Here is a 26199-nt window from a genome sequence, read left to right as displayed (position 1 = left end):
GACTGACCTGCATGCATGCGCATCAACTCCCGACAGCCCCGCGCGGTCAGGCAAGCTTGCCTGACCGCTACGGCTTACACCGTTCGCGAGCCGTCAATCCAGCAATGAGGTCGCAGTGGGCGCGTCGGCGGCGGGGTCTTCGGCCAGGTCCTCAAACTCGGTGATGTTGTCGATCTCGGTGCCCATCGCAATGTTGGTCACGCGCTCCAGAATGACTTCCACGACCACCGGCACGCGGAATTCCTTCAGCCACTTCTGCGCCTGCTCCAATGCGGGCCGAATGTCCTCAGGCTTGAACACGCGGATCGCCTTGCATCCCAAGCCCTCGACGACAGCCACGTGATCGACCCCGTACTCACCGATCTCCGGCGCATTCACGTTTTCGAACGACAACTGGACGCAGTAGTCCATCTTGAAGCCGCGTTGCGACTGGCGAATCAGACCCAGATACGAGTTGTTCACGAGCACATGAATGTAGGGCAGGTTGAACTGGGCACCCACCGCCAGTTCCTCGATCATGAACTGAAAATCGTAGTCGCCCGACAGCGCAACCACCTGACGCGACGGGTCAGCCACGCACACCCCCAAAGCCGCCGGGATGGTCCAGCCGAGCGGGCCCGCCTGACCGCAGTTAATCCAGTGGCGCGGCTTGTAGACATGCAGGAATTGCGCGGCTGCAATCTGCGACAGGCCGATGGTGCTGACATAGCAGGTCTCCTTGCCGAAGACCTTGTTCATCTCTTCATAGACGCGCTGCGGCTTGACCGGCACCTGGTCGAAGTGCGTTTTGCGCAGCAGCGTGCGCTTGCGTTCGTGGCACTGCTCGAGCCACGCACTGCGATCCTTGAGCTTGCCGGCGGCTCTCCATTCCTTCGCCACTTCGACGAACAACGCGAGGGCGGCGCCGGCATCCGAGACGATGCCCAGATCCGGGCAGAACACGCGGCCGATCTGGGTCGGCTCGATGTCCACGTGCACGAACTTGCGCCCTTGCGTGTAAGTCTCGACCCCACCTGTATGACGATTCGCCCAGCGGTTACCAATCCCCAGCACGAAGTCGGACGCGAGCATCGTGGCGTTGCCGTAGCGATGCGAGGTCTGCAAGCCGACCATGCCCACCATCAGCGGGTGGTCGTCGGGGATGGTGCCCCAGCCCATCAGCGTAGGGATGACCGGCACGCCGGTCGCCTCGGCGAATTCAACCAGCAACTCAGGCGAATTGGCATTGATGATGCCGCCGCCCGCCACAATCAGCGGCCGCTCGGACTCGTTGAGCATGGTCAACGCTTTCTCGATCTGCGCGCGCGTGGCATGCGGCTTGTAGACCGGCAGCGGCTCGTAGGTGTCGATATCGAACTCGATTTCACCCATTTGCACGTCGAACGGCAGATCAATCAGCACAGGTCCCGGGCGCCCGGAACGCATCAGATGGAAAGCCTGCTGGAAGGTGCGCGGCACGAGCGCCGGTTCGCGCACGGTGACCGACCACTTGGTCACCGGCTTGGATATCGATTCGATATCCACCGCCTGGAAATCTTCCTTGTACAAACGGGCACGCGGCGCCTGGCCGGTAATGCAAAGAATCGGGATCGAGTCGGCCTGCGCGGAATAGAGACCCGTGATCATGTCGGTCCCTGCCGGGCCGGAGGTACCGATACATACCCCGATATTGCCGGGCTCGGCGCGGGTATACCCTTCTGCCATGTGTGAAGCACCTTCTACATGGCGCGCCAGCGTATGGGTAATACTGCCGCGGCGCTGCATGGCTGCGTACAAGGGATTGATGGCAGCGCCCGGAATCCCGAAGGCATGCGTAATGCCCTCTTTTTCCATCACTAATACGGCAGCATCTGCGGCGGTCATACGGGTCATGGCAATCACCTTCTCCGGGTTTTGGGGGTTGAGGCTTTACCGGATGTTAAGTCCGACCTCGAGGCGCCACAATGCGAACGGATTGCATAACAGTTATTCCATTGCACCGCAGGAAAGCGCCCCCACGACAACGCAAAGCTTTGATGTAATGACGACACAAATGGAGTGTAGACATGGATCGCCTCATGGAAATGCAAATCTTCATGCGCGTGGTCGAGATGGGAAGTTTTTCGAGAGCAGCGCGAGAAATGAAGTTGACCCAGCCCACCGTGACCAAGCACATCAACTCCATGGAGGGCAGACTCAACGCGAGGCTGCTCAACCGGAATCAGCGCGCGGTCAGTGTCACGGAAATAGGCGCTCGGTACTACGAAAAATGCAAAGACGTGGTACGCGACTATGAAGAAGCACAGGACGTCGTGCTGGGCCGGCATACCCACGTGGAGGGTCTCATACGGGTAGGGACTTCCCTTACGTTCGGGCGGAGGATCGTCTCTCCCCTCCTGGTTAAATTCATGCAGGCGCATCCGAACCTGCGCGTGGACGTGAATCACGATGACCGGTATGTCGACCTCGTCGCCCTGGGTCTCGATGTCGCGATACGCCTTGGATCGCTTGCCGACTCGTCGCTGGGCGGCCGCTATCTCGGCCTGAATCCATGGGTCATGGTGGCGTCACCGGCGTATCTGACGCAGTATGGCGAGCCGAAAACGCATACCGACCTGTCGCGCCACGCCTGCCTGATCTATAGCAGTGTTCAGGAGGATGACTATTGGCGCATGCGCACGCCATCCGGAGAACGGGTTTCGGTGTTTCTCCACGGGCGCTTACGGTCGAACAACCTTTCGTCGCTAGTCACAGCGGCTCGCGCGGACATGGGCATTACGATCGTCCCGCACTATGTCGCGGCAGAGGCCATCTCCACCGGCGCCGTGCGGCAGATCATGGCCGACCATGTGCTCCCCGACCAGGAAATCCATGCGGTGTATCCATCGCCGAAACTGGTGCCGGTCAAGGTGACAGAGTTAATCCTGTTCCTCAAGGAAGCCTTCCAGGACGAGTGGTGGCGCAATCCAACCGCATTCGATCAGACGCCTGCGCCGGAATCTGTCACTGCAAGCCCGATTAACGCTTAAGCGCAACGAACTCCCGCACCATGAAACGGATTGCTTAGACCATTAAAAACCACAGAAATAAGGATACCTATGTTTTAAACAAGGTATCCAGATCAAGCTTTTCTCGCGCGAATCCTTAGAGACGAGCGCTCTTCATCTTAGACCAGAGCAGGGAGTGAGACACTTATGGAAACGATGCCGGACAAAGACCCTCTGGAAACCACTGAATGGCTCGACGCCCTGAGGTCAGTACAGCAACACCGCGGCAACGAGCGTGCGAACTATCTGGTGGAGACGCTGGTACAGGACGCCCGGCGCCAGGGCGCCTACAGTCCGTCGACGCTCACCACGGCCTACTGCAACACCATCCCGGTTGAGCGGGAAGATCTATCCCCGGGTAACCGCGCGATCGAACACAAGATCCGCTCGGCGGTCCGGTGGAACGCCGTGGCGATCATCCTGCGCGCCAACAAGGATTCCTCCGAACTGGGCGGCCACATCGCCAGTTTCCAGTCTTCCGCGCTGCTGTATGACATCGGATGGGGTCACTTCTGGCACGCCCCGACGGAACAGCACGGCGGCGATCTGGTCTATGTGCAGGGTCACGTCTCGCCGGGCGTCTACGGTCGCGCGTTCATCGAAGGACGCTTGAGCGAAGCCCAATTGCTCAACTACCGGCAGGAAGCCGGCGGCAAGGGGATCCCCTCTTATCCGCATCCGTGGCTGATGCCCGATTTCTGGCAGTTCCCGACCGTCTCGATGGGTCTCGGGCCCTTGATGGCCATCTATCAGGCACGCTTCCTCAAATATCTGGAAGGACGCGGCCTTGCCAAAACCGAAGGCCGGAAGGTGTGGGCGTTTCTCGGTGACGGGGAATGCGACGAGCCTGAGTCGCTTGGCGCCATCTCGCTCGGCGGGCGCGAGCGGCTGGACAATCTCGTCTTCGTCATCAACTGCAATCTTCAGCGGCTCGACGGCCCGGTGCGCGGCAACGGCAAGATCATCCAGGAACTGGAATCCGTGTTCCGCGGCGCCGGCTGGAACGTGATCAAGGTCGTCTGGGGCAGCGGCTGGGACCGCCTGCTCGCCAAGGACACGAGCGGCTTGCTGCTCAAGCGCATGGAAGAATGCGTCGACGGCGAATATCAGGACTTCAAATCGAAGAACGGCGCCTATGTGCGCGAGCATTTCTTCGGCAAGTACCCGGAATTGAAAGAACTGGTCGCCGACATGAGCGACGACGAGATCTGGCGCCTGAGTCGCGGCGGCCATGATCCGGCCAAGGTGTTCGCGGCCTACTCGGCTGCCACGAAGCATCGCGGCCAACCGACCGTCATTCTCGCCAAGACCGTCAAGGGCTATGGCATGGGCGAATCGGGCGAGGGGCAGATGATCGCCCACCAGGCGAAGAAGATGACGCATGAATCGCTCACGCAGTTCCGCGACCGCTTCCAGATCCCGATCAAGGACGAGCAACTCGCCGACATGCCGTTCATCAGCTTCCCCGAAGACAGCGAGGAAATGAAGTACCTCCGCGAGCACCGGGCCGCATTGGGTGGCTACTTGCCGCAACGCCGGCGCAAGTCGGACCCGCTCGAGATTCCGCCGCTGTCGACGTTCGAACGGCTGCTGAAGGATTCGGGCGAGCGCGAGATTTCCACCACGATGGCCTTCGTGCAGATGCTCGGAACGCTCGTGCGCGACAAGCAGATCGGCAAGCATGTCGTGCCTATCGTGCCAGACGAATCGCGTACCTTCGGTATGGAAGGCATGTTCCGCCAGCTCGGCATCTACTCGGCAGTCGGGCAGCTCTACAAGCCGCAGGATGCCGACCAGCTGATGTATTACCGCGAGGACAAGTCCGGTCAGGTGCTGCAGGAAGGGATCAACGAAGCCGGCGCAATGTGCTCGTGGATCGCAGCGGGAACGTCGTACAGCACGAACAATGTGCCGATGATCCCGTTCTACATCTACTACTCGATGTTCGGTCTGCAGCGTGTGGGCGATCTCGCCTGGGCAGCCGGCGACATGCGCTGCCGCGGCTTCCTGCTGGGCGGCACGGCGGGACGCACGACGCTGAATGGCGAAGGCTTGCAGCACGAGGACGGCCACAGCCAGATCCTCGCCTCCACCATTCCCAACTGCGTGTCCTACGATCCGACCTTCGCTTACGAGGTAGTGGTGATCGTCCGCGACGGTATGCGCCGCATGATGCTGGAGCAGCAGGATGTGTACTACTACATCACGCTGATGAACGAGAACTACAAACAGCCAGCCATGCCGGAAGGCGCCGAGGAAGGCATCGTCAAGGGCATGTATCTGTTCAGGGACGGCGGCAAGCCCAAAGCGAAGAACGCTGCGCGCGTGCAGTTGATGGGCTGCGGCACGATCCTGAACGAAGTGATTGCGGCCGCTGACTTGCTGCGTGACGACTTCGACGTGAGCGCCGACATCTGGAGCGTGACCAGCTTCAACGAGCTGCGCCGCGACGGGATGAGCACCGAGCGCTGGAATCTGCTGCACCCGACCGAAACGCGCCGCTTGCCCTATATCGAAGCGTGTCTCGAAGGACATGCCGGCCCGGTCATTGCCTCGACGGACTACATGCGCAATTTCGCCGACCAGGTGCGTGAGCATATCCCGAGGCGCTACGTCACGTTGGGCACCGACGGGTTCGGACGCAGCGACTATCGGGTCAAGCTGCGCGAGTTCTTCGAAGTGAACCGCTACTACGTCGCCGTGGCTGCCCTGAAGGCGCTGGCGGATGACGGCGTGATCAAGCACGCGAAAGTCGAGGAAGCGATCAAAAAGTACGGCCTCGATACCGAGCGGCCCGATCCCTGGACTGTCTAGTCGCGCGCAGTCTGCGCTCGCAATCAGACAAGTCGCGTGAGGTGATGCCGGCTACGGTGTCACCTCACGCATCGACATCGAATCGTTCGTGGGGAAGACATGGCAACTATTAAAGAAATCAAGATTCCGGACATCGGCGACTTCAACGATGTGCCGGTCATCGAAGTACTGATCAAGGCTGGCGACACCATCAAGGTCGAAGATCCACTGATCACGATCGAATCCGATAAGGCCACGATGGAAGTGCCTTCATCGGAAGCGGGCATCGTCAAGGAAGTGAGGATCAAAGTGGGCGACAAGGTCTCGCAAGGCGCGCTGATCATGTTACTCGAGAGCCTGGGTGCCGCAGGCGAACCGGCGGCTGCCAGCGTGCCGACCGTGTCGCCGCCGCCGGCAGCGGTCAGTGCGCCTGCCGGCGTGGCCGAGGTGCGTGTGCCGGATATCGGCGATTTCACGGATGTGCCGGTGATCGAAGTGCTGGTCAAGGTGGGCGATACCGTGAAGGCGGAGGATCCGCTCATTACGCTGGAGTCGGACAAGGCGACCATGGAAGTGCCCGCTCCGCTGGGTGGTGTAGTGCAGAACATCTTGGTCAAGGTCGGCGATAACCTGTCGCAAGGTGCTGTCATCCTGACGCTCGCCACGGGCTCCGCACCTGTCGCAGCCGGCAGCGCGGCCGCGGCGGCTCCCGCGCCGGTTCCGGCAGCAGCAAGCGCGGCTGCCGCTGCAGCAGCCGCGCCCGCCACCGGCGCAATCGACGAAGCCGCGTTCCGGCTGGCCTATGCCGGACCGGCTGTGCGCAAACTGGCGCGCGAACTCGGCGTGGATCTTGGCAAGGTGTCCGGCAGCGGCGACAAGGGCCGCATCGTTATACAGGATGTCGAAGCATTTTCCAAACGTGGCAACGCAGCCGCGGCTCCGGCTGCAGCCACCTCTGCATCGGCAGGCGGTGCGGGGCTCGACCTGCTGCCGTGGCCCAAGGTCGACTTCACGAAATTCGGCGCGATCGAAACCCGGCCGCTCGCGCGCATCAAGAAGATCTCCGCGGCCAATCTGCATCGCAACTGGGTGATGATCCCGCACGTCACCACCCACGACGACGCCGACATCACCGACCTCGAAGCCTTCCGCGTGCAGTTGAACAAGGAAAACGAGAAGGCCGGCGTGAAGCTCTCCATGCTCGCTTTCATGATCAAGGCAGCGGCCTTCACGCTGAAGAAATTCCCCGAGTTCAACGCGTCGCTCGACGGCGACAACCTGATACTGAAGCAGTATTACCACATCGGTTTCGCCGCCGACACGCCCAACGGCTTAGTGGTGCCGGTGATCCGCGACGTGGACAAAAAGGGGGTGATCGAGATCGGCAAGGAAATGGGCGAACTGGCAAAACTCGCCCGCGAGGGCAAGCTGAAGCCCGACCAGATGCAGGGTGGCAGCTTCACGATCTCGTCGCTTGGCGGCATCGGCGGCACGTACTTCACGCCGATCATCAATGCGCCCGAGGTCGCGATCATGGGCGTGTGCAAATCCTACTGGAAACAGGTGTCGCCCGACGGCAAGCAATCCGCGTGGCGGCTCACACTGCCGCTCTCGCTGTCCTGGGATCACCGGGTGATCGACGGCGCCGCGGCCGCGCGCTTTAACGTCTATTTTGCCAACCTGCTCGCCGATCTGCGGCGCGTCCTGGTCTAAGGGGAAACCATGTCAAACGCGATCGAAGTGAAGGTTCCCGATATCGGCGATTTCACCGACGTGCCGGTCATCGAGATTCTGGTGAAGGTAGGCGACCCGATCAAGGCCGAAGACCCGCTGGTCATGCTGGAATCGGACAAGGCCACGATGGAAGTGCCGGCGCCGCGCGACGGCGTCGTCAAGGAAATCAGAATCCAGGTGGGCGATAAGGTATCCCAGGGAACGACGATCCTGACGCTCGAAGCCACCGGTGCCGCACTCGCCGAAGCGCCGAAGGAGAAGATCACCGAAGGCGGCCGCCCCACTGCGGCGGGCGCTCCTGCAGCGGACTATGGCGCGGCCGGCGTCTATGAGACGGTCGATGTGCGCGTTCCCGACATTGGCGACTTCGGCGAAGTGCCGGTGATCGAAGTCCTGGTCAAAGTCGGCGACACCATCCGTGCAGAAGACCCACTCGTGACGCTCGAGTCGGATAAAGCCACAATGGATGTGCCCGCGCCGCTGTCGGGCACCGTCGCGGAAATCAAGCTCAAGGTCGGCGACAAGGTGAGCGAAGGCAGCGTGATCCTCACGTTGAAGACCGGCGTGACGGCCGCCGCGCCGACCGCCCCTGCTGCTCACGCACCTGCTGCGGCAGCCCCCGCGGTTCCGGTCGCAGCGCCGCTGCCGGCCGGCTCCTATGCCGGCACGGCCGATATCGAGTGCGAGATGCTGGTGCTGGGCGCCGGACCCGGCGGCTACTCGGCCGCGTTCCGTTCGGCCGATCTGGGGATGAAAACCGTGCTGGTCGAGCGCTATGCGACGCTAGGCGGTGTGTGCCTGAACGTCGGCTGTATTCCGTCGAAAGCGCTGTTGCACACCGCGTCGGTCGTGGATGAAGCGAAAGCGATGGCCCACCATGGCATTTCGTTCGGCGCGCCGGAGATCGACATCGACAAACTGCGCGGCTTCAAGGAAGGCGTCGTCAAGAAGCTGACCGGCGGCCTCGCCGGCATGGCCAAGGCGCGCAAGGTTGAAGTGGTGCGCGGCAGCGGCCGCTTCCTCGACCCGCACCATCTCGAAGTGGATCTCACCGAAGGCGACGGTCAGGAGAAGACCGGCGCAAAGAAAGTCGTGCGATTCCAGAAGGCGATCATCGCCGCCGGTAGCCAGGCCGTCCCCCTGCCCTTCATGCCCGTCGATCCGCGCGTCGTGGATTCGTCCGGTGCGCTGGCGCTGCAATCGGTGCCGAAGCGCATGCTGGTGATCGGCGGCGGGATCATTGGTCTCGAGATGGCGACCGTCTACTCCACGCTCGGCACCCGCATCGACGTGGTCGAAATGCTCGACGGCATGATGGCAGGCGCCGACCGCGATCTGGTCAAGGTATGGGAAAAGATGAACGCGTCGCGCTTCGACAACGTGATGCTGAAAACCAAAACGGTAGGCGCCAAGGCGACGCCGCAAGGCATCGAGGTGAGCTTCGAAGGTGAGAAGGCGCCCTCCGAGCCGCAATCTTACGACCTCGTGCTGGTCGCCGTGGGCCGCAGTCCGAACGGCAAGAAGATCGACGCGGAACAGGCCGGCGTCGCGGTGAGCGAGCGGGGTTTCATTCCGGTGGACAACCAGATGCGCACGAATGTCGCGCACATCTTCGCGATCGGCGACATCGTCGGCCAGCCGATGCTCGCGCACAAGGCCGTGCATGAGGCGCATGTGGCGGCGGAGGTGGCGGCCGGTGAGGCGAGCTACTTCGACGCGCGACAGATTCCGTCGGTGGCCTACACGGATCCCGAAGTGGCGTGGGCAGGCAAGACCGAGGAGCAATGCAAGGCCGAAGGCATCAAGTACGGCAAGGCGGTGTTCCCCTGGGCGGCCAGCGGCCGGGCGATTGCCAACGGACGCGATGAAGGCTTTACCAAACTGCTGTTCGACGAAACCACCCACCGCTGTATTGGTGGCGGCATCGTCGGCACGCACGCGGGCGATCTGATCAGCGAAGTTTGCCTTGCGGTCGAGATGGGTTGCGACCCGACGGACATCGGCAAAACCATCCACCCGCATCCGACGCTCGGCGAATCGATCGGCATGGCCGCGGAATTGTTCGAAGGCGTCTGTACCGATCTGCCGCCAATGAAGAAGAAGTAAGCGGCTAACTGGCTTCCGGTCAATCGCATCGAATGCATTACCGCCCCTAACACCGAGGAGATCGTCATGCTCAAATCACCTGAAGACCTGTCTGCCGCCGCCAAACAACAATTGGAAAGGTCCACGCGTTTCGCCGAGCTGTCTCTGGACGGCGCCGAGCGTCTGATCCGTCTGCAAATGGACGCCGCCCGCCGCGCGCTGAATGAGAGCGCGGAAATCGCCAGCGCGCTATCCGGGACGACCGATCCTCAGGAAATCGCCTCCTTGCGGACCCGGCTCGCCACGAAGAACACTGAGGCATTGCTCAGCACGTCGAAGGAAGTCTACGAAACCGCCATGCAGTCACGCACTCAACTAATGGAGTTGCTCAACCAGAGTCTTGGCGGAGTCGGCCAGGACTACCCGGCTGCCGCGCAGAAAGCGTTAACCTCATTGTCCGCAGGCGAGTCCCCATTGAATGCGTTGCAAACAGTCATGGCAGCGGCCAATAGCGCGGCGGAACATCTCTTCAAGCTGGCCAGTCAGGCAACGGCGGCAAGTGGCTTTCCCGGTGCCGACAAAGCAGCGCCGGCTTCCGGTTCAAGCAAAAAGAGCTAACGCGCCACGCCGTCTCAGGAATGAGGCCCGCGCCTGACGAAACGATCGGCGCGGCCCCAGCGATCTTCGCGCGCGATCGGCCGATCCATTGCCGGCAAGAAAGAGGCGACAACGCCCAAACAGGAGAACACACACCATGTCAGAAAACCTGCGCGATGCCGCGCTTGAATACCACCGCCTTCCGACGCCCGGCAAGATTTCCGTCACACCGACCAAACCCATGGCGACCCAGCGCGATCTGGCGCTGGCCTACTCGCCTGGCGTGGCCGAGGCATGCACGGCGATCGCCGACAATCCTGGCGAGGTCTACAACCTCACCGCGCGCGGCAACCTCGTCGCCGTCGTCACCAACGGCACGGCCGTGCTCGGGCTAGGCAATATCGGTCCGCTGGCCAGCAAACCGGTGATGGAGGGCAAGGGGTGCCTCTTCAAGAAGTTCGCCGGCATCGACGTGTTCGACATCGAGATCGACGAGCAGGACCCTGACGAACTGGTCAAGATCATCGCCAGCCTCGCGCCGACGTTCGGCGGCATCAATCTCGAAGATATCAAGGCGCCCGAGTGCTTCTATATCGAGCAGAAGCTGCGCGAGCGCATGAAGATTCCGGTGTTCCATGACGACCAGCACGGCACGGCGATCGTGGCGGCCGCGGCCGTCCTGAACGGCCTCAAATGCGTCAACAAGGAGATCGGCAGCGCCAGGCTGGTGTGCTCCGGCGCGGGCGCCGCCGCCCTCGCCTGCCTCGATCTGCTGGTCAGCCTGGGGCTGCGCAAGGAAAACATTCTGGTCATCGACAGCAAGGGGGTCGTCTATGCTGGACGCAAGGAATCGATGGATCAGAGCAAGGCACGCTACGCGAGAGAGACTCATCTGCGTACGCTCGCTGACAGCATGGCTGACGCTGACATCTTCCTGGGCCTTTCGGCGGGCGGTGTACTTAAGCCTGACATGGTCAAGCAGATGGCGCGCGACCCTATCATCCTGGCGATGGCCAATCCTATTCCGGAGATCATGCCCGAAGAGGCCAAGGCCGTCCGGCCGGACGCCATCATAGGCACAGGGCGCTCGGATTACCCGAACCAGGTCAACAACGTACTGTGTTTCCCGTTTATCTTCCGCGGCGCACTCGATGTGGGCGCGACCACGATCAACGAGGAGATGAAGCTCGCCACGGTACGTGCACTGGCGGATCTCACGCATGCCGAAATCCCTGATGTGGTCGCCAGCGCCTATGGCGCTCAGGGTCTGCGGTTCGGCCCGGAATACCTGATTCCGAAGCCCTTCGATCCTCGGCTGATCGAGAGGATTGCGCCTGCGGTCGCCAAGGCGGCGATGGACAGCGGCGTCGCGACGCATCCGATCGCCGACCTCGAGGCCTACCGTCTCAAGTTGCGGCGTTTCGTCTATCAGTCCGGAAGCAGTATGGAGCCAGTGTTCGCAGCGGCAAAAAAGAGCCCGAAACGGGTGGTCTATGCCGAGGGCGAGGAAGAACGGGTCTTGCGCGCCGCCCAGATCGTGGTCGACGAAGGCATTGCGCATCCGGTGCTGGTGGGCCGTGTGAACGTCATCGCCGAGCGCATCGAGAGCTTCGGACTGCGTCTGAAGCTCGGCGAGAACTGCGAATGCGTGAACGTGCTCGACGATCCGCGCTATCAGGAGACGTGGAATGAGTACTACGCCCTCGTCACAAGAAAGGGCGTGACGCGTGCCCTCGCGAAAGACGAGATGCGCAACCGTACGACGCTGATCGGCGCCATGCTGGTGCGACGGGGTGAAGCCGATGCCATGCTGTGCGGCACCTATGGCACCTATGCCGACCATCTCAAGTACGTGAACGATGTGATCGGCATGCGCCCTGGCGTCGACACGTTCACCGCGCTGCAGATGCTGATTCTGCCGGACCGCCAGCTCTTTATCTGCGACACGCACGTCAACCTCGACCCGAGCGCGGAACAGATCGCGGAAATGACGCTGCTCGCGGCCGAGGCCGTGCGGCGTTTCGGCATCACGCCGAGCGTCGCGCTCCTGTCCCATTCGAGTTTCGGCAGTTCGAACGCGCCGTCGGCGCAGAAGATGCGCGAGGCGCTGGCGCTGGTTCAGGAACGGGCCCCCACGCTTGCTGTCGACGGCGAAATGCGTGGCGACGCGGCGCTGTCCAAAGCCATACTCGACGACGTCTGTCTTGAATCGCGTCTGCTGGAAGAAGCGAATCTGCTCATCATGCCCAACGTCGACGCGGCGAACATCGCGCATAACCTGCTGCGGATGGCGGCTGGCGGCGGCATCACGGTCGGCGCCATCCTGCTGGGCGCGGCGAAACCGGTTCATATCATGACGCCGTCGTCGACCGTGCAGCGCATCGTCAACATGACGGCCGTCGCCGTGGTTGATGCCGCCTCAGAGCGCTCGCCAGCAGGGCGATCTGCCGATGCCCCGCTGGCCTTCTGGCTTTGACATTTAAGGAAATACGATGGCTTCCATCCCCGAACGCCAGCGCGGCGTAGACAAAACGAGGCGCGTATGGCCGATCCAGGATCAAACAGCGCCGGCCGCTGCGCTCAAGAAACCCGACTGGATTCATGTCCGGCTGTCTAACGGCGACACGTTCCGCGACGTCAAACGCGTCCTGCGGGAACATGGACAACATACGGTCTGCGAAGAAGCCTCCTGCCCCAACATCGGGGAATGTTTCAGCAAAGGCACGGCGACCTTCATGATCCTGGGCGACCTGTGCACGCGGCGCTGCCCGTTCTGCGACGTGGCTCATGGCAAACCCAAGCCGCCCGATGAGCATGAGCCGCTGCACCTTGCGCAGACCATTGTCGCGTTGGGGCTCAAGTATGTGGTCGTGACCAGCGTGGACAGGGACGACCTGCGAGACGGGGGCGCGCAGCATTTCGCGCAATGCATCCGCGCCATCCGCGAACATTCGCCCAGCACCACCATCGAAGTGCTGGTTCCCGACTTCCGCGGACGGCTGGACGTCGCACTCGACATTCTCCAGGCTACGCCACCCGACGTGCTGAACCACAATCTGGAGACTGTTCCACGTTTGTATCGTCAGGCCCGGCCGGGGGCCGACTATGCCCACTCGCTCAAATTGCTCGAGCAGTTCAGGCAGCGCTGCCCCGATGTGCCCACCAAGTCGGGACTCATGCTCGGATTGGGTGAGACGGACGATGAGGTCGTCGAAGTCATGCGCGAGCTCCGCCGCCATCACGTCGACATGCTGACGATCGGGCAGTATCTACAACCGCGTGAGGGTAACCTGCCCGTCCTTCGCTATGTCACGCCAGAGACGTTCGGCGAGTTCGAAACCACCGCGCGTGAACTGGGGTTTCTTCACGCGGCGTGTGGACCGCTCGTCCGCTCCAGTTATCACGCCGATCGCCAGGCCCACAAGGCCGGCGTCGCAACCGCGACCTGCAGCGATGATTGATCTTGCCACCGGACCTTCAATTGTCAGTGTGGGTGCGACTGCGGTCGGCGCACTCAGCGGCGCGCTATTCGCCGTTGAGCGCCGGTTCGGCCTGAGCGGTGTGCTATGCCTTGCCTTCAGCACGGGCGTCAGTGGCAGCCTGATGCGCGATGTCCTGCTGCAAAACGGCCCCTCAGTGATACTCACCGATGTCAGCTTCCTGCTTGCGGTGCTAGTGTGCGCAACCGCAGGCTTCTTCTTTTCGACGATGATCCGATGGGTGCATCCGTTGCTCGTCGTGTTCGACGCACTCTCGATCGGCTTCTTCGCGGTTTTGGGCGCCACCATGGCCGTTCATGCGGGACTGGGCCCGCTGGGGGCGATTCTGATCGGCCTCATTAACGCGATTGGCGGCTGGGTGCTGCGCGATATCCTCGCCGGCGAGCGGCCTCAACTCGTGCTTCCCGGGCCGATTTACGCGATCGCTGCGGGCATCGCAAGCACACTCTATGTTGTGCTAATCGTTAGCCTGCACGTCGCCACCGCACCGGCCGCGTTGATCACCATCGTTATCGGCTTCTCGATACGCATGGCGGCACTGAAATACGGCTGGAACGCGCCAACGCCAATCGATTTGACGCCGCGCATCCGGCGTTCAAAATCTACGGAAAAGGCGCGCCAGACGGCATCCCGAAGCGACTGAAATCCATGATTGCTATCCCTCTTTCCGATACCGACTGGAGGCGTGTCCAACACCTGTTTGTGGCGCCTGAGCCGGCTTCAGCGCGCGGGCGTCCCCGTCGGGATGTTCGCGAGATCGTCAATGCCATTCTCTGGGTCCAGCAAAGTGGCGAGAAATGGCACAGACTGCCATCCATATTTCCGCCACAGCAGACTTGCTACGCAAAGTACATAGTATGGCGGCGGGAGGGACGGCTTGAATGCATGGCTGAGCTCATCAACATGAAGTCACTCGATCAATGATTCCCATGAAATCAGGCGCCACGCACTTATCCCGCTCGGTCGCGGCGTCGCCCGGCGCGCTGGTTCTGCTGGTGCTGGTGGTGCTGGTGGGCCTCAACCTGCGCCCCTTCCTGACTTCCGTCGGTCCCGTGCTGGACATCGTGCGCAACGACACCGGCCTTGGCTTTAGGGCCGCCGCGATGCTGACCACCCTGCCCTTCGTCCTGATGGGCGTGGTTGCCGGCGTGGGCGTTGGGCTGGCACGGCGTTTCGGCGAGAAGCCCGCCCTCGCCGCCGCGCTGCTGTTGCTCGCTGCCGGCTGCACATCGCGCCTATGGGCTGGCGATAGCGCAAGCCTGATCACCGGGGCCGGCGTCGCTGGCGCCGGGGTGGCGCTGATCCAGGCGCTGATGCCGGGCCTCGCCAAGCGCTGGTTTCCCGATCGTGTGCCGCTCGCGATGGGACTCTATTCGGCGGCGCTGGTCGGCGGCGGCGCATTCGGCGCGGTGGCAAGCCCCTGGCTCGCCGCGCATGGCGGATGGCATCTCGCACTCGCCGTGTGGGCCGTGCCGGCGCTCGGCACGCTCGCGCTGTGGCTCGCGCGTGCGCCACACGGCGCAGCGCCCGTCGGCGCGGCTCGGATCCCGATCACGCGTTTTTTCGGCAATCTGCGAGCCTGGCAACTCGCGGCGTTTTTCGGTCTGGCCAATAGCGGCTATTCGAGCCTGGTCGCATGGCTACCGTCGTTTTACCGGCAAATGGGAATGAGCCCCCAGGCGTGTGGCAACCTGCTCGCGTGGATGGCCATATTCCAGGCGGCAGGGGCGCTCGCGATGCCGATGCTCGCCCGCCGCACTGTGGACCGGCGTGGGGCCTTGTGGCTAACCCTGGCGCTTCAGGCCGCGGGGTTCGCCGGCTTTGCGGCGCTCCCGGCGCTCGCGCCGTGGTCGCTGGTAGCGTGCTCGGGCGTGGGGCTGGGCGGCTTCTTCTCGTTGAGCCTGATCGTGACCCTCGACCATCTACCCGACGCCCAGCGCGCGGGTGCGCTGGCTGCGTTCGTGCAGGGGGTGGGTTTCCTGATCGTCGCAACCGGCCCCTGGCTGATCGGCTGGCTGCGTGACGCCGGCGGCAGCTTTGCCACTGCATGGTCGATACACCTTGCTGTGATCGTGGCAATGGCTGCGCTGACCGCTGCGTTCTCACCGGCCAGCTATGGGCGCAGCATGGAACGCGTGTGACGCGAATATCGGGTGATGCGGACAGCGGCGGGCTAATCCCGCAACCTGGGCGCAACGGGTAGCGCTTGCGCAAAGTGCCTAAAAAAAAAGCCGGCCCGATTCGGGCCGGCGAATGGGTTCCGGCCCACTCCGAGGGTCAGTGCCGGAACCGTGTACAACCCGCAACGCTCAAAGATCTGGCAATCGGTCTTCAACAAGCTTGTAGCAATAACGAAACTCCCGGTCCCCCATCGGCCACGAGTTTCCCGTGCCATCCGTCAATATCCAGTCGCCTGGGTTCACCTTGCGCCACCCCTCCGGTGTGGCAACGGCCCACATCGGCCCCTGGCGTTCCACGCGCGGGTGATCACCTGGCACAAACCATCGGCTGGCTTCCACAGTTGAGTTTCGATTACGGTAATTACTGAACTGCATCCTTGCACCCTGCATGGCTCGACGCGCAGCATAGCTTATGCGTTGCACATCTTGCGGCCCCCTGGACAAAACTCCACAAATGCACTCGCAATTCGACATAGGCGCACAAAATCCATCGGCACAGATCGGTACTTTTGTGCTTAATGTGTTGATTCGCTTCATCGCGCTTATTAACGGAAAGGCCTCCGGGATTAACGCAAATCGGCGAAGCGATCAGCAATAGCGCGGTTGCATAGCGAACGAGAAAGTAGGCTCACCAGATTGCGCGGTCGCTGTATTTTTGTCGAAAGAGTTCGTGACGCGCTTGACGTTGCAGGCCGATAATTCCGATGGCGACCTCCAGTAGCCGGCGTTGGCCGGGTACTGCTTCATCCTGCTGGCACACAACTGCCATCTCGCAAGGCTGCGATTTTTTCGACGCCACCTGTCCATCAGCATGCGGTCCGAGCGTCATTGTAATGGCGGCACAATGTAATTCACCCGCCTTAACCCCATGACGGAGGCTCATATGCAATATCTATTGATGATCTATTCGGAAGAAAACGGCTGGAACAAGATGACCGACAGCGAGCGGCAGCAAGGGGTTGCCGCCTATCAGGCGTACACCGAATCGTTGAAAAAAGCGGAGGTGCTGATGGGCGCCAACCGGCTGCAGCACACGAGCACGGCCACCACGGTGCGGCTCGTCGACGGCAAACCGCAGGTGCTTGACGGACCGTATTCCGATTCGAAGGAGCAGCTCGCCGGCTACTACCTGATCGACGTGCCCAACCTGGACGCGGCGATCGCGTGGGCGTCGCGTTGTCCCGGTGCGGCTTACGGCCTCCTGGAAGTGCGCCCGGTCTGGACTGCCCCCTACGACGCGCCATCTGCTGCATGAGTCCGTCCGGCGGCGACCGTGACGCTGACGGCACCGCGCATTCGATTGCCGAGGCGGTCGCTCGCCGCAGTTACGGCAAGCTCGTCGCGCTACTGGCGATGCGCACGCGCGACGTCGCCGCGGCCGAGGACGCGCTGGCCGACGCGTTTGCGGCCGCGCTCGCGGACTGGCCGGAGCGCGGCTGCCCGGCGAATCCCGAAGCGTGGCTGATGACGGTTGCGCGCCGCCGGGCGCTCGATGGCGCGCGTCATCGCCGGGTCGGCGACGAAGTGACGAACCAGCTTGCGATCCTCGCCGACGAGATCGACGAGCGTGAAGCAGGCATGTTGCCCGACCGGCGGCTTGCGCTGCTGTTCGCCTGCACGCACCCTGCGCTCGAGGCCGCGATTCGCACGCCGCTGATGCTGCAGGTGGTGCTGGGGCTCGAAGCGAAGACGATTGCGTCCGCGTTCCTGATGTCGCCCGCCGCGATGAGCAAGCGCCTGGTGCGGGCGAAGAACAAGATCCGCGAAGCGGGCATTCCATTCAGCGTACCAGAGCGCGAGGAGTTGCCCGATCGGCTTGCTGCGGTGCTGGAAGCGGTCTATGCAGCGTATGCGGAAGGGTGGACCGATCCGGTCGGCGGCGATACCGAGCGGCGCGATCTCGCCGGCGAGGCGCTGTTTCTTGCACAACTGCTCGTCGAGCTCCTGCCCGAGGAGCCAGAGACGCTTGGTCTGCTCGCGCTGATGCTGTATGCGCAGGCGCGGCGCGATGCGCGACGCGATGCGGCCGGCGACTACGTGCCGCTGTCGGCTCAGGATCCGGCGACATGGAACGCGCCGATGATCGACGCAGCCAACACATTGCTGCGGCGCGCAAGCGCATTCAACGCAATCGGACGCTTTCAGCTCGAGGCCGCGCTGCAGTCGGCGCACGTCCACCGCTGCCTGACGCATCACCCGAACTGGGACGAGATCGTGCAGCTCTACGACGCGCTGCTCGCGATTGCAGCATCGCCGGTGGTCGCGGTGAACCGCGCGCTCGCGCAGGCGGAACGGGACGGCCCGCAAGCGGCGCTCGACGCGCTCGAGCCGTATGCGGACGATCCGCGGCTGGCCGAGTACCAGCCGTACTCGGCCGCGCGTGCCGATCTGCTCGCGCGTGCCGGCGCGAGGACGCAAGCGCTCGGCGCGTACGATCTCGCGATCGGACTCGAGCGCGATCCGGCCGTGCGCCGGTTCCTGCAGCGCAAGCGCATCGAGCTGTTGTCGGCGAGAAGTTAGATGTCCATCCGTGAAGGACGGTGAAACATGTCGCTTATCGTCTGGTGAATGACGATGCCCCGAAGCAACCGGCGAATCGTCTAAACTACAGAACCAACGGACACTGCCATCCCCGCGACGCTACTCCGCCATGGCGCATATCTTCTTCGCTGCTTCGATTCAGCGGCATATCGCAACGCCCGAGCGCGAGATCGACGCGCGCACGCTGAGCGAAGCGCTCGAGGCGGTCTTCGCCGCGCAACCTCGACTACGCGGGTACATCCTTGACGATCAGGGCTCACTGCGGCGGCATCTCGCCGTGTTTGTCGACGGCCGGCGGGTGCGCGACCGACAACATCTGTCCGATGCGCTCGGCGAGCAAAGCCGGGTTTACGTCGTACAGGCGCTGTCGGGCGGGTAAGGGAGCCATTCGTATGGGACCAGAGTAAGCGCTAAAGCGCTAACTCTGGTCGACACAGGAGACACTCGACATGAGCGATCGCTTGCTTGTCGCGACCCGCAAGGGTCTGTTCGTTCTGAAAGCCAATGGCGAGGGCGGCTGGGCGTTCGGTGAGTTGCATTTCGCCGGCGAGCCGGTGAGCATGGTGCTGCCTGATTCACGCGACGGATCGCTGTATGCGGCGCTCAATCTCGGCCACTTCGGCGTGAAGCTGCATCGCCAGTGCGCGGGTACGGCGGATTGGGCAGAGTGCGCGGTTCCCGTCTACCCGCCGCAGCCTGCCGACGAGCCACGTACCGGTGACAGCGCAAACGCGAATGCAGACACCGGCGCTGACACGAGCGCGGACAATGCGAGCGCTGCCGCGCCCAGTCCGCCCCCCCCTGCCTGGACGCTTCAACAAATCTGGTCGCTCGAAACCGGTGGCCCGGACGAGCCGGGCGTCTTGTGGGCCGGCACGATTCCCGGCGGGCTCTTCCGTTCCGGCGATAGCGGCGACACATGGGTGCTCAACCGTGCGCTGTGGGATCGCCCGGAGCGCCGCGAATGGTTCGGAGGCGGCTACGACGCGCCGGGCATCCACTCCGTGATGGTTGATCCACGCAACAGCCGGCATGTGACAATCGGCGTATCGTGCGGCGGCGTCTGGCAAACCGCCGACGGCGGCGCGACCTGGCGTGTGACTGCAGAGGGCATGGAGGCTGACTACATGCCGCCGGAGCGGCGCGGCGATGCCAACGTGCAAGACCCGCACCGGGTCGTACAATGCGCTGCAAATCCAGATGTGATGTGGACGCAGCATCACTGCGCAATTTTCCGCTCGACCGACGGCGCGGCACACTGGCAGCGAATCGAAGCGCAGCCATCGAGCTTCGGCTTCGCGGTTGCCGTGCATCCGCACGAGCCGGACACCGCGTGGTTCGTGCCCGCCGTGAAGGACCAGTGCCGGATCCCGGTGGACGGCCGGTTCGTCGTCACGCGCACACGCGACGGCGGCCGCACGTTCGACCGTTTCTCGAATGGCTTGCCGCCTGCACCGGCGTATGACCTCGTGTATCGGCACGGCCTCGCTGTAGATGACTCTGGCATGCGCCTCGCGATGGGGTCGACCACCGGCTCGCTATGGACGTCCGACGACGGCGGCGAAAGCTGGCAATTGATTTCAGCGCATTTGCCGCCTGTCTATTGTGTTCGGTTTGGATGAGGGTCTTCGCCAATCGAACGGCGGCTCGTTTGCAGCCTAACGAGCGCGCTAACAAGATCTAACGGGACGACCGGCAGTCTGCACCGCCGGGCGGCTCCTCAAGCGCTATCTCCCAAGGAGCGTGCATACCGGGGACCTGGTTCACGCCAGCCTCGCAAGTACCAACAACGGATAACTCGACTCCTCTGGCGCTCCTGGCAAAGATGAAGGTACGGCAAAGTCACTTGCCAAAGCCAAGGAGAGTGAAATGAGTCAGCACGAAACCGAGCAGCGGGTCGCGGTACTCGTATGCGTTGCGGAGCCGCTTTTGCAAGTCGGCGTTCGCGCGGCCCTTGCGGCTGAGCCGGACATGGAGGTCATCGATGCAGAGTGCGTCTCTGTCAATCGACCTGTCGACGTCGTGGTCGCGGACAGCTCAACTGCGGCCAGATTTGTGCAGGATGGCCGGCGCTTTGATCTCCACGAAAGCCTTCAACTCGCCCGTATCCTCGTGATCTCCACCCAGGCTCGCGAACATGCGGTGCGATGCGCACTGGAGCAAGGCATTCATGGCTTCGTGCTGACCAGCTCACCGGTGTGCGACCTCCTTGCGGGTGTCCGGGCGCTTTCCCGCGGCGGCACCTATCTGTGTCCGCCGGTGGCGCGGCTATTGGCCCAGATCTCCCAGCGTGACATGTTGACGAGCCGTGAAGACGAGGTGCTTCGGCTACTGACCATGGGCCTATGCAACAAATCGATCGCGCGTGACCTGGAGATCGCTGTCGGGACCGTGAAGACTCACGTCAAGTCAATCATGTCCAAGCTGGACGCCAGTTGCCGAACCGAGGCCGCGCGCATCGCAACGGAGCGCGGTCTCATCGATATGCCGGACACCCCGTCGGGACGCGTCAAGCCGCCTTCCTACGCGACGGCCTGGCTGCGCCCTGCTTCGCCGCTACCGAGCTACGCCTAGTCCCATTTTCGGGGAAACGGTTATGTGGCAAGTCACGGAAATTTCGTCAAGAGGCCTGACCAAGAAGACTTCGCGCGAGGGAGAGATCTAGTGACGTCTCGTCGCCGGCGTCCTCCACAAGCGGACGAAGCAAACGATGGGCGTTGTCGTGGCGGCCGTCGCCCATCAGCTGCTGGGCAAGCGCGACGGCCGCCCGAACCTGGCCCGACTTCACCCCCTGCGAACGTGCCAGTTCGATCGCCGCCAGGTAGCTTTTTTCTGACTGCTCTCGCTGACCTGCAGCCGCGAAGCAATACCCTCGCGCAAACAGCAGATCCGGCATGCGAAGGAAATCGCCACAACCGCGGATGAGTGTCTCGACCTCATCGCACATCTCGATAGCAGCAGCGTGCAGCGACATGTCGGAAAGCCCAATGGCCATGGTGGCCAGCGAGACGCTGGTCACCATTTCGTAGCGGCACTGGTGGAGTATGTCGACCGCGTTTCGAATGAGTTCGACACCTTCAGCTGGGCGGCCTCTGGCAATCAGCAACTGCCCACGCTCCATACTTGCGAAGGTGGCATACGGCGTGAGCGAGTGTTGCCGTGCAACCTGCTCTATCGTTTCGACGATTTCCTGCTGACGCGCGAGATTTCGGGCGTGGAAATGCACTGAACCGGCCCAGATGAGCGCGATGCAATAGGTGACCGCATGGCCGGCTTCTCGCGCCTTTGCGATGGTCTCGTCGGCGACGGTCATAGCCTTCGAGTAGTGCCCGGTGAGCCACAAACTACGCGCCCGGCCGCATAAGGCCCGGATGTGGAAGTCGAAGCCGAGCTTGGACCTCGTACTGGATGATGCAACGGAGCTTCGGACGAGGGAACGCTCAAAATAATGCGTCGCCTCCTCGACATTGCCGACGAGCTGCAGCGCCACGCCCATGAGGGAATCGACAATGGCTTGCGACTCCGTATCGTTCACCTCGTGCAAAAGCGACTGCGTCTTGCGGGCAATCGAAAGTGCATCGGTATACCGCCCATCTCGATGCAGCAGAACCGCATAGCCGTTGAGCAGATGAAGCATGCTGCGGAAATCGCCCAACTGTTCGGCGACCTCGATGCTTCGGCGATACGCCGTTTCGGCTTCATCGCCACCTCTAGAAAACATTAGCGATTGGCCAAGCGAGCCTTGCAGGTGCATTTCAAAATGCGAACCGGCAAATGCCGCCGGCATCCGCGAGAGAGCGGCTTGAGCCCATCGAGAGCACTCAGCCACGTTCGACATCTGGAGCAGCGGAGGACACAGCGCGGCCGCAAGCCTGACAGCGTCCGAAGTATGCTCGTCGCTCCGGAAATACCACTCCAGCGCTGCTCGCAGGTTAGCCAACTCCAACGCCACAAGGTCAAGCTCGTCCTTCCCCAGGTTCCCGGACGCGTACTGTTGCACCCAGGCCCCGAAGTAGTCCGCAAAGCGCTGCGAGACGGACGCTTCTTCGCCAAAGTCACATAGTCTCTTCCAGCAGTAGGACTTCGTCGTATCCAGCATGCCATAACGAAGCGTCGCTTCACCCGCGTCGACCGTGACCAGAGACTTCGACACCAGACACGCGATCAGCTCGATAGCTAGCGACTTCTCGTAGTCAAAGCAGGAGACCTCGACGGCTGCGTCGAGTGAAAAACGTGCAGCGAATACCGAGAGCCTTTGGAGGATACGCTTCTCGTCGTCCGAAAGGAGGTTGAAGCTCCAGTCAAGCGTTGCACGTAGCGTCTGGTGACGTGGAACGACGGTGCGCCTGCCATGCCACATCAGCCTGACACTGGCATCGAAGTGCGACGTGATTGCCTTGAGGCCCAAGGCCTCAATACGGCCAGCCGCCAACTCGATTGCAAGCGCGATGCCGTCCAGCTGGCGGCACAGTTGCGAAGCCAACGGAGCGTCACTATCCTTGAGTTCAAAGCCTGACAGGCTCGCGGCGGCGCGCTCCACGAACAGCTTGACCGCCGGGAATGCAAGCGCTGCGGCGGCGGTTGTTCCCTCGCCTTCATGGGGAAAAGCCAAAGGCTGCAGGCGATAGACGAACTCACCCTCGGCACGTAGCGGCTCGCGGCTGGTGGCGAGAATGTGGACCCGCTGGCAGGTACGGACCAGCACCTCGGCAAGCTCTGCGGCGGCAGCGATGACATGCTCGCAGCAGTCCAGAACGATGAGCGTGTTGCGCTCGGCCAGATGGGTTGCCAGCGCCGCCAGGTCGTCCAGCCGGTTCTGAAGGCCGACTGCGCCTGCTACGGATGAGCGCACGAGTCCCGCCTCCGAGCTTACCGACAGGTCGACAAAGTGCACGTCACCGTTGAATTGCCCCGCTGCCGAATGGGTGGACGCGATCGCTACTGTGGTTTTGCCAATACCGCCTGGCCCGACGATCGAAACAAGGCGCCGCTGCTGAAGGCTCGCGACGAGCGCTTCAACCTCTTCGTCGCGTCCGACTATGGGCGTCGCCGGGGCCGGCAGAGACTTGAGCGTGCCGGCAGAAGTCGAATTGGCCGGCGTGTCGAGCTCGTGGCGCTCGACGATGGCAACGAACGTGTAGCCCTTGTTAGCCGTGTTGACGATATAGCGACTGCCGCCTTCCCCTTCCCCAAGCGCCTTGCGGATGGCAACAATGTGAAAGCGCAGGCTCCCCTCCTCGACGACCACGTTGGGCCAGACGCGAGAAATCAGGTCCTTCTTGCTGACTACCGCCCCTGCGGAATCGACAAGCGCGACAAGTATGTCGAGCGCCCGCCCGCCAAGCCGGACCGGCAAACCATCTCGCGCAAGGAGGCGCTCCGAGGGAGACAAAGTGAACGGGCCAAAGGAGGCTCGCCACGCGGTGCCCTGTTCTGCTTTTTTCTGCATTGCAGCAAGTCCCCTATCCCCGGGCCCGATTCCCAAGGTTTGTTCGCGTTCTGATGACTAACTTCGCCCCTTCCACGAATCCCAAGTACGCGTTGCTCGCCAGTCGATTCTTATGCGCAAGGTCTTCAGAACGCAGATGATATTGCGCTTCATCGAGCTTATGTAAAAGCTCGCAAAAAGTGGATAAACACCCTACGCCCGGAAAGCAAAATCCGGATGACAATACTGTCCTCGCCGTTGATGGAGGCAATACTGGCGCGCATACAGATCTTATCTATTTTCATATAGTCAATAGACGCAAATAATCGAAGACGACGGCATCCAGACGTATGTTGAGCGGCAACGCCATAGGGGTAACCCCGCAATAGCGATGGCATAGCGCGTTCAGCGTGCGAAAACTCACGCCGGCTGCCCGAGCGGGGTCTTCCAGCGATATCGGGGGAGGTTGGAGAGATCTTTGCGGACAGCCCGCAATTGCAAGGTCGCAACCGGGGGGAAAGACTAGGTACCGACAACTCTGACGTCAGGCTCCGTCTCCCCTGGGCGCGTCACTAAAATAATGAGTCGGACGATTTTTCCGTCGAAAAAGGAAAAAATAAAATTCAATATCAACGGGGACGGCAGTCCGGTTTTATCGAAATCGCCGCCCACTTCGGCCGAGAGAATGAGATCGCCAAAATGCAATCGCGCCTCGATCACGGCCATGCAGAACCGCTCTCCGACAATCTCGCGGCGTATCCAGTTGGCAATGGCGTCCTTTCCCCAAAAATCGCGCAACTGGTCATTCACATGCGCCTCCTGGGCGAAAAGGTCGATCAGGCGCTCAGCGTCAAAGTCGTTGACTGCATCCACAAAAGAAATGCCGATATCACCGGCAATTTCTCGCCAGGCCGTTGAACGTATGGTCAATTGGACCATGATTCACCCCACTGCTTACAGTTCCATCAAGCTTCAAGACTATCAAATCCTGCGCGGTGGGTTGTTAGACCTTGTTAGCGCTGCGCCCGAGTGGGTGGGAACACATGAATCCCGATGGCGTTTCAAACCATTTCAACGATGCTTACGCTCTCCCCGCCCTATCCACCCCTATCCGATTTTTGCTGCACCGATATCCTGATCTATCCTCTATTTGCAGAGTCCAAGACAAGTTCATGCACAAACCTTATGATCCCGGTAGGTGCCTTGCGCGCAATTTTTGAGCTAACGGGCAAGCATCTCTGACTGTGCGGATGCCGCCTGGCATTCGAAACTCAGCGGAGCAAACATGGCGTTATCCCCCAAGACCGAGGTACTCGAGGCGCTGCACCGGAACTGCCTGTTCAGGTCCGACAAGCACGTGGAGGCGCACGACTACGTCACACGGGAATTGAGCGATCACGTGCTGCGCTGGAAGCAAGGCGCACCGGATGTGGCACTCTTCAAGGGGGAATTGAATCAACTGAAGATATATGAGCTGCGGTACGGCGCCGAAGTGGAGGTTACGCCGCGCCCGTTCGACGGCTTCACCCTGCTGCATACCTCACTCTCCGGGTGCGCGGAATTCGAGTGCGACGGGCACGTCATGAGCGTTGCCGAAGGCCGCACGGCCATGCTCGCGCCGAGGCAACACGTCCGGCTTCGCTGGATGCGAGGCACCCAACAGTTGATCGTCCGGATTCCCAATTCGCTGCTCCAGCAGGTTTCCGGGAAAGCGGAGGACGAGACCATCAGCTTCATGCCAGGCCTTGTCCTCCCGCGGCAGCTCGGCTCGCAATGGGACCTGTTGGTTCAGTCGCTGCTTAACATCTCGTCGATGTCAGGCGACCCCGGAATACGGGCGGAATGGCGTGATCACTTCGAACGTAATCTGGCGCTGTTCCTGGCTCTCCATCAAAGCGCACTCTCCACCTCGCAGGCAGCGCTCCTACCCGCCGACTCCCGCAGCATGCGGAGCGATTCCAGCGCGCACGACGGCGGCATCAGGCAGATGGACGCCATGCTCGAATATATCGAGTCGCGGCTTCACGCGCCGATATCGCTGGAAGATCTGGCACGCGTGGCCGGCGTCAGTTTCCGTACGCTCAACGTGATGTGCCATCGCTATCACGGCGTGACGCCTATGGAGCTGCTTCGCAACATGCGCCTCGATGCCGTCCGGGCCCGCCTGCTGCTCGACCCCGCAGCAAGCGTCACGGACACCGCGCTGATGTTCGGCTTCGGCCATCTCGGGCGCTTCTCTGCATACTATTTCGCGCGATTCAATGAGTTGCCGCGTGACACCCAGAAAAAGCGGCAACGCTGACCCCGGCTCGCAT

20 protein-coding genes are annotated in these 26199 nt (G+C 62.1%); 16 read left to right on the top strand and 4 right to left on the bottom strand.

The features are described 5' to 3' along the window. Positions 1–93: 93 nt before the first annotated feature. Positions 94–1872, bottom strand: coding sequence for a glyoxylate carboligase (gene gcl, locus GNZ12_RS14480; protein ID WP_172310960.1), 1779 nt, complete (start codon positions 1870–1872; stop codon positions 94–96). A gap of 173 nt (positions 1873–2045) precedes the next feature. Between gcl and GNZ12_RS14475 the strand changes: the two genes are divergently transcribed. From GNZ12_RS14475 to GNZ12_RS14430, 10 genes are all read left to right on the top strand, one after another. Beyond that, a complete protein-coding gene (locus tag GNZ12_RS14475; protein WP_172310959.1) occupies positions 2046–3008 on the top strand; it encodes a LysR family transcriptional regulator in 963 nt (320 codons plus the stop codon). Between the two features lie 165 nt (positions 3009–3173). Further along, a complete protein-coding gene (gene aceE / locus GNZ12_RS14470) occupies positions 3174–5840 on the top strand; it encodes a pyruvate dehydrogenase (acetyl-transferring), homodimeric type (protein ID WP_172310958.1) in 2667 nt (888 codons plus the stop codon). 99 nt (positions 5841–5939) lie between these two features. Further along, positions 5940–7532, top strand: coding sequence for a dihydrolipoyllysine-residue acetyltransferase (aceF, locus tag GNZ12_RS14465; protein WP_172310957.1), 1593 nt, complete (start codon positions 5940–5942; stop codon positions 7530–7532). 9 nt (positions 7533–7541) lie between these two features. Beyond that, positions 7542–9659, top strand: a complete 2118-nt coding sequence (gene lpdA, locus GNZ12_RS45030; protein ID WP_172310956.1) for a dihydrolipoyl dehydrogenase — start codon at positions 7542–7544, stop codon at positions 9657–9659. Between the two features lie 66 nt (positions 9660–9725). Beyond that, positions 9726–10256: a phasin family protein gene (locus GNZ12_RS14455; RefSeq protein WP_172310955.1), complete on the top strand. Its 531-nt coding sequence runs from the start codon at positions 9726–9728 to the stop codon at positions 10254–10256. Positions 10257–10392: 136 nt separating this feature from the next. After that, a complete protein-coding gene (locus GNZ12_RS14450) occupies positions 10393–12711 on the top strand; it encodes an NADP-dependent malic enzyme (protein WP_172310954.1) in 2319 nt (772 codons plus the stop codon). Positions 12712–12727: 16 nt separating this feature from the next. Then, on the top strand, positions 12728–13696 hold the full coding sequence (gene lipA, locus GNZ12_RS14445; RefSeq protein ID WP_172310953.1) for a lipoyl synthase: 969 nt from the start codon (positions 12728–12730) through the stop codon (positions 13694–13696). Continuing rightward, positions 13689–14378 (top strand): trimeric intracellular cation channel family protein, encoded by a 690-nt coding sequence (locus GNZ12_RS14440; protein WP_172310952.1) that lies wholly within the window; start codon positions 13689–13691, stop codon positions 14376–14378. Before lipA ends, GNZ12_RS14440 begins: the two co-directional genes overlap by 8 nt. A gap of 5 nt (positions 14379–14383) precedes the next feature. Further along, the gene (locus GNZ12_RS45530; protein ID WP_172310951.1) at positions 14384–14659 is read left to right on the top strand and encodes a transposase; all 276 of its coding nucleotides are present in this window, start codon (positions 14384–14386) and stop codon (positions 14657–14659) included. Positions 14660–14664: 5 nt separating this feature from the next. Beyond that, positions 14665–15876, top strand: coding sequence for a cyanate transporter (locus tag GNZ12_RS14430; protein ID WP_172310950.1), 1212 nt, complete (start codon positions 14665–14667; stop codon positions 15874–15876). Positions 15877–16543: 667 nt separating this feature from the next. On the opposite strand, the gene GNZ12_RS14425 is transcribed toward GNZ12_RS14430, so the two are convergent. Then, on the bottom strand, positions 16544–16798 hold the full coding sequence (locus tag GNZ12_RS14425; protein ID WP_172310949.1) for a hypothetical protein: 255 nt from the start codon (positions 16796–16798) through the stop codon (positions 16544–16546). Here GNZ12_RS14425 and GNZ12_RS14420 point away from each other — a divergent pair, their 5' ends adjacent. The 5 genes from GNZ12_RS14420 to GNZ12_RS14400 all read left to right on the top strand — a co-directional run bounded on the left by GNZ12_RS14420 (position 16799) and on the right by GNZ12_RS14400 (position 21030). Then, the gene (locus tag GNZ12_RS14420) at positions 16799–17170 is read left to right on the top strand and encodes a YciI family protein (protein WP_172310948.1); all 372 of its coding nucleotides are present in this window, start codon (positions 16799–16801) and stop codon (positions 17168–17170) included. It abuts the gene before it with no gap. Next, positions 17167–18435: an RNA polymerase sigma factor gene (locus GNZ12_RS14415; protein WP_172310947.1), complete on the top strand. Its 1269-nt coding sequence runs from the start codon at positions 17167–17169 to the stop codon at positions 18433–18435. Before GNZ12_RS14420 ends, GNZ12_RS14415 begins: the two co-directional genes overlap by 4 nt. Positions 18436–18565: 130 nt before the next feature. Continuing rightward, positions 18566–18835 carry a MoaD/ThiS family protein gene (locus tag GNZ12_RS14410; RefSeq protein ID WP_172310946.1) on the top strand — a complete coding sequence of 90 codons (270 nt, stop codon included), beginning with the start codon at positions 18566–18568 and terminating at the stop codon, positions 18833–18835. A gap of 70 nt (positions 18836–18905) precedes the next feature. Next, positions 18906–20078 carry a WD40/YVTN/BNR-like repeat-containing protein gene (locus GNZ12_RS14405; protein ID WP_172310945.1) on the top strand — a complete coding sequence of 391 codons (1173 nt, stop codon included), beginning with the start codon at positions 18906–18908 and terminating at the stop codon, positions 20076–20078. 247 nt (positions 20079–20325) lie between these two features. Continuing rightward, positions 20326–21030 carry a response regulator transcription factor gene (locus GNZ12_RS14400; protein ID WP_172310944.1) on the top strand — a complete coding sequence of 235 codons (705 nt, stop codon included), beginning with the start codon at positions 20326–20328 and terminating at the stop codon, positions 21028–21030. Positions 21031–21076: 46 nt separating this feature from the next. On the opposite strand, the gene GNZ12_RS14395 is transcribed toward GNZ12_RS14400, so the two are convergent. Beyond that, on the bottom strand, positions 21077–23905 hold the full coding sequence (locus tag GNZ12_RS14395) for an ATP-binding protein (RefSeq protein ID WP_172310943.1): 2829 nt from the start codon (positions 23903–23905) through the stop codon (positions 21077–21079). Between the two features lie 501 nt (positions 23906–24406). After that, entirely contained in the window at positions 24407–24823 is a 417-nt protein-coding gene (locus GNZ12_RS14390; RefSeq protein WP_172310942.1) for a nuclear transport factor 2 family protein, read from the bottom strand. A 418-nt stretch (positions 24824–25241) separates the two neighbouring features. Here GNZ12_RS14390 and GNZ12_RS14385 point away from each other — a divergent pair, with 418 nt between their 5' ends. Continuing rightward, positions 25242–26186 (top strand): AraC family transcriptional regulator, encoded by a 945-nt coding sequence (locus GNZ12_RS14385; RefSeq protein ID WP_328806002.1) that lies wholly within the window; start codon positions 25242–25244, stop codon positions 26184–26186. Positions 26187–26199: the final 13 nt, after the last annotated feature.

This window comes from Paraburkholderia solitsugae (genome assembly GCF_013177695.1).
In the GTDB taxonomy this organism is placed as follows: Bacteria; Pseudomonadota; Gammaproteobacteria; order Burkholderiales; family Burkholderiaceae; genus Paraburkholderia; species Paraburkholderia solitsugae.
This window is presented reverse-complemented; position numbering and strand designations above follow the sequence as displayed.

Coding starts and splice junctions, on each gene's coding strand:
- gcl (WP_172310960.1), bottom strand. CDS start 1,872: ATGACCCGTATGACCGCCGCAGATGCTGCCGTATTAGTGATGGAAAAA.
- GNZ12_RS14475 (WP_172310959.1), top strand. CDS start 2,046: ATGGATCGCCTCATGGAAATGCAAATCTTCATGCGCGTGGTCGAGATG.
- aceE (WP_172310958.1), top strand. CDS start 3,174: ATGGAAACGATGCCGGACAAAGACCCTCTGGAAACCACTGAATGGCTC.
- aceF (WP_172310957.1), top strand. CDS start 5,940: ATGGCAACTATTAAAGAAATCAAGATTCCGGACATCGGCGACTTCAAC.
- lpdA (WP_172310956.1), top strand. CDS start 7,542: ATGTCAAACGCGATCGAAGTGAAGGTTCCCGATATCGGCGATTTCACC.
- GNZ12_RS14455 (WP_172310955.1), top strand. CDS start 9,726: ATGCTCAAATCACCTGAAGACCTGTCTGCCGCCGCCAAACAACAATTG.
- GNZ12_RS14450 (WP_172310954.1), top strand. CDS start 10,393: ATGTCAGAAAACCTGCGCGATGCCGCGCTTGAATACCACCGCCTTCCG.
- lipA (WP_172310953.1), top strand. CDS start 12,728: ATGGCTTCCATCCCCGAACGCCAGCGCGGCGTAGACAAAACGAGGCGC.
- GNZ12_RS14440 (WP_172310952.1), top strand. CDS start 13,689: ATGATTGATCTTGCCACCGGACCTTCAATTGTCAGTGTGGGTGCGACT.
- GNZ12_RS45530 (WP_172310951.1), top strand. CDS start 14,384: ATGATTGCTATCCCTCTTTCCGATACCGACTGGAGGCGTGTCCAACAC.
- GNZ12_RS14430 (WP_172310950.1), top strand. CDS start 14,665: ATGAAATCAGGCGCCACGCACTTATCCCGCTCGGTCGCGGCGTCGCCC.
- GNZ12_RS14425 (WP_172310949.1), bottom strand. CDS start 16,798: ATGAGCCTCCGTCATGGGGTTAAGGCGGGTGAATTACATTGTGCCGCC.
- GNZ12_RS14420 (WP_172310948.1), top strand. CDS start 16,799: ATGCAATATCTATTGATGATCTATTCGGAAGAAAACGGCTGGAACAAG.
- GNZ12_RS14415 (WP_172310947.1), top strand. CDS start 17,167: ATGAGTCCGTCCGGCGGCGACCGTGACGCTGACGGCACCGCGCATTCG.
- GNZ12_RS14410 (WP_172310946.1), top strand. CDS start 18,566: ATGGCGCATATCTTCTTCGCTGCTTCGATTCAGCGGCATATCGCAACG.
- GNZ12_RS14405 (WP_172310945.1), top strand. CDS start 18,906: ATGAGCGATCGCTTGCTTGTCGCGACCCGCAAGGGTCTGTTCGTTCTG.
- GNZ12_RS14400 (WP_172310944.1), top strand. CDS start 20,326: ATGAGTCAGCACGAAACCGAGCAGCGGGTCGCGGTACTCGTATGCGTT.
- GNZ12_RS14395 (WP_172310943.1), bottom strand. CDS start 23,905: ATGCAGAAAAAAGCAGAACAGGGCACCGCGTGGCGAGCCTCCTTTGGC.
- GNZ12_RS14390 (WP_172310942.1), bottom strand. CDS start 24,823: ATGGTCCAATTGACCATACGTTCAACGGCCTGGCGAGAAATTGCCGGT.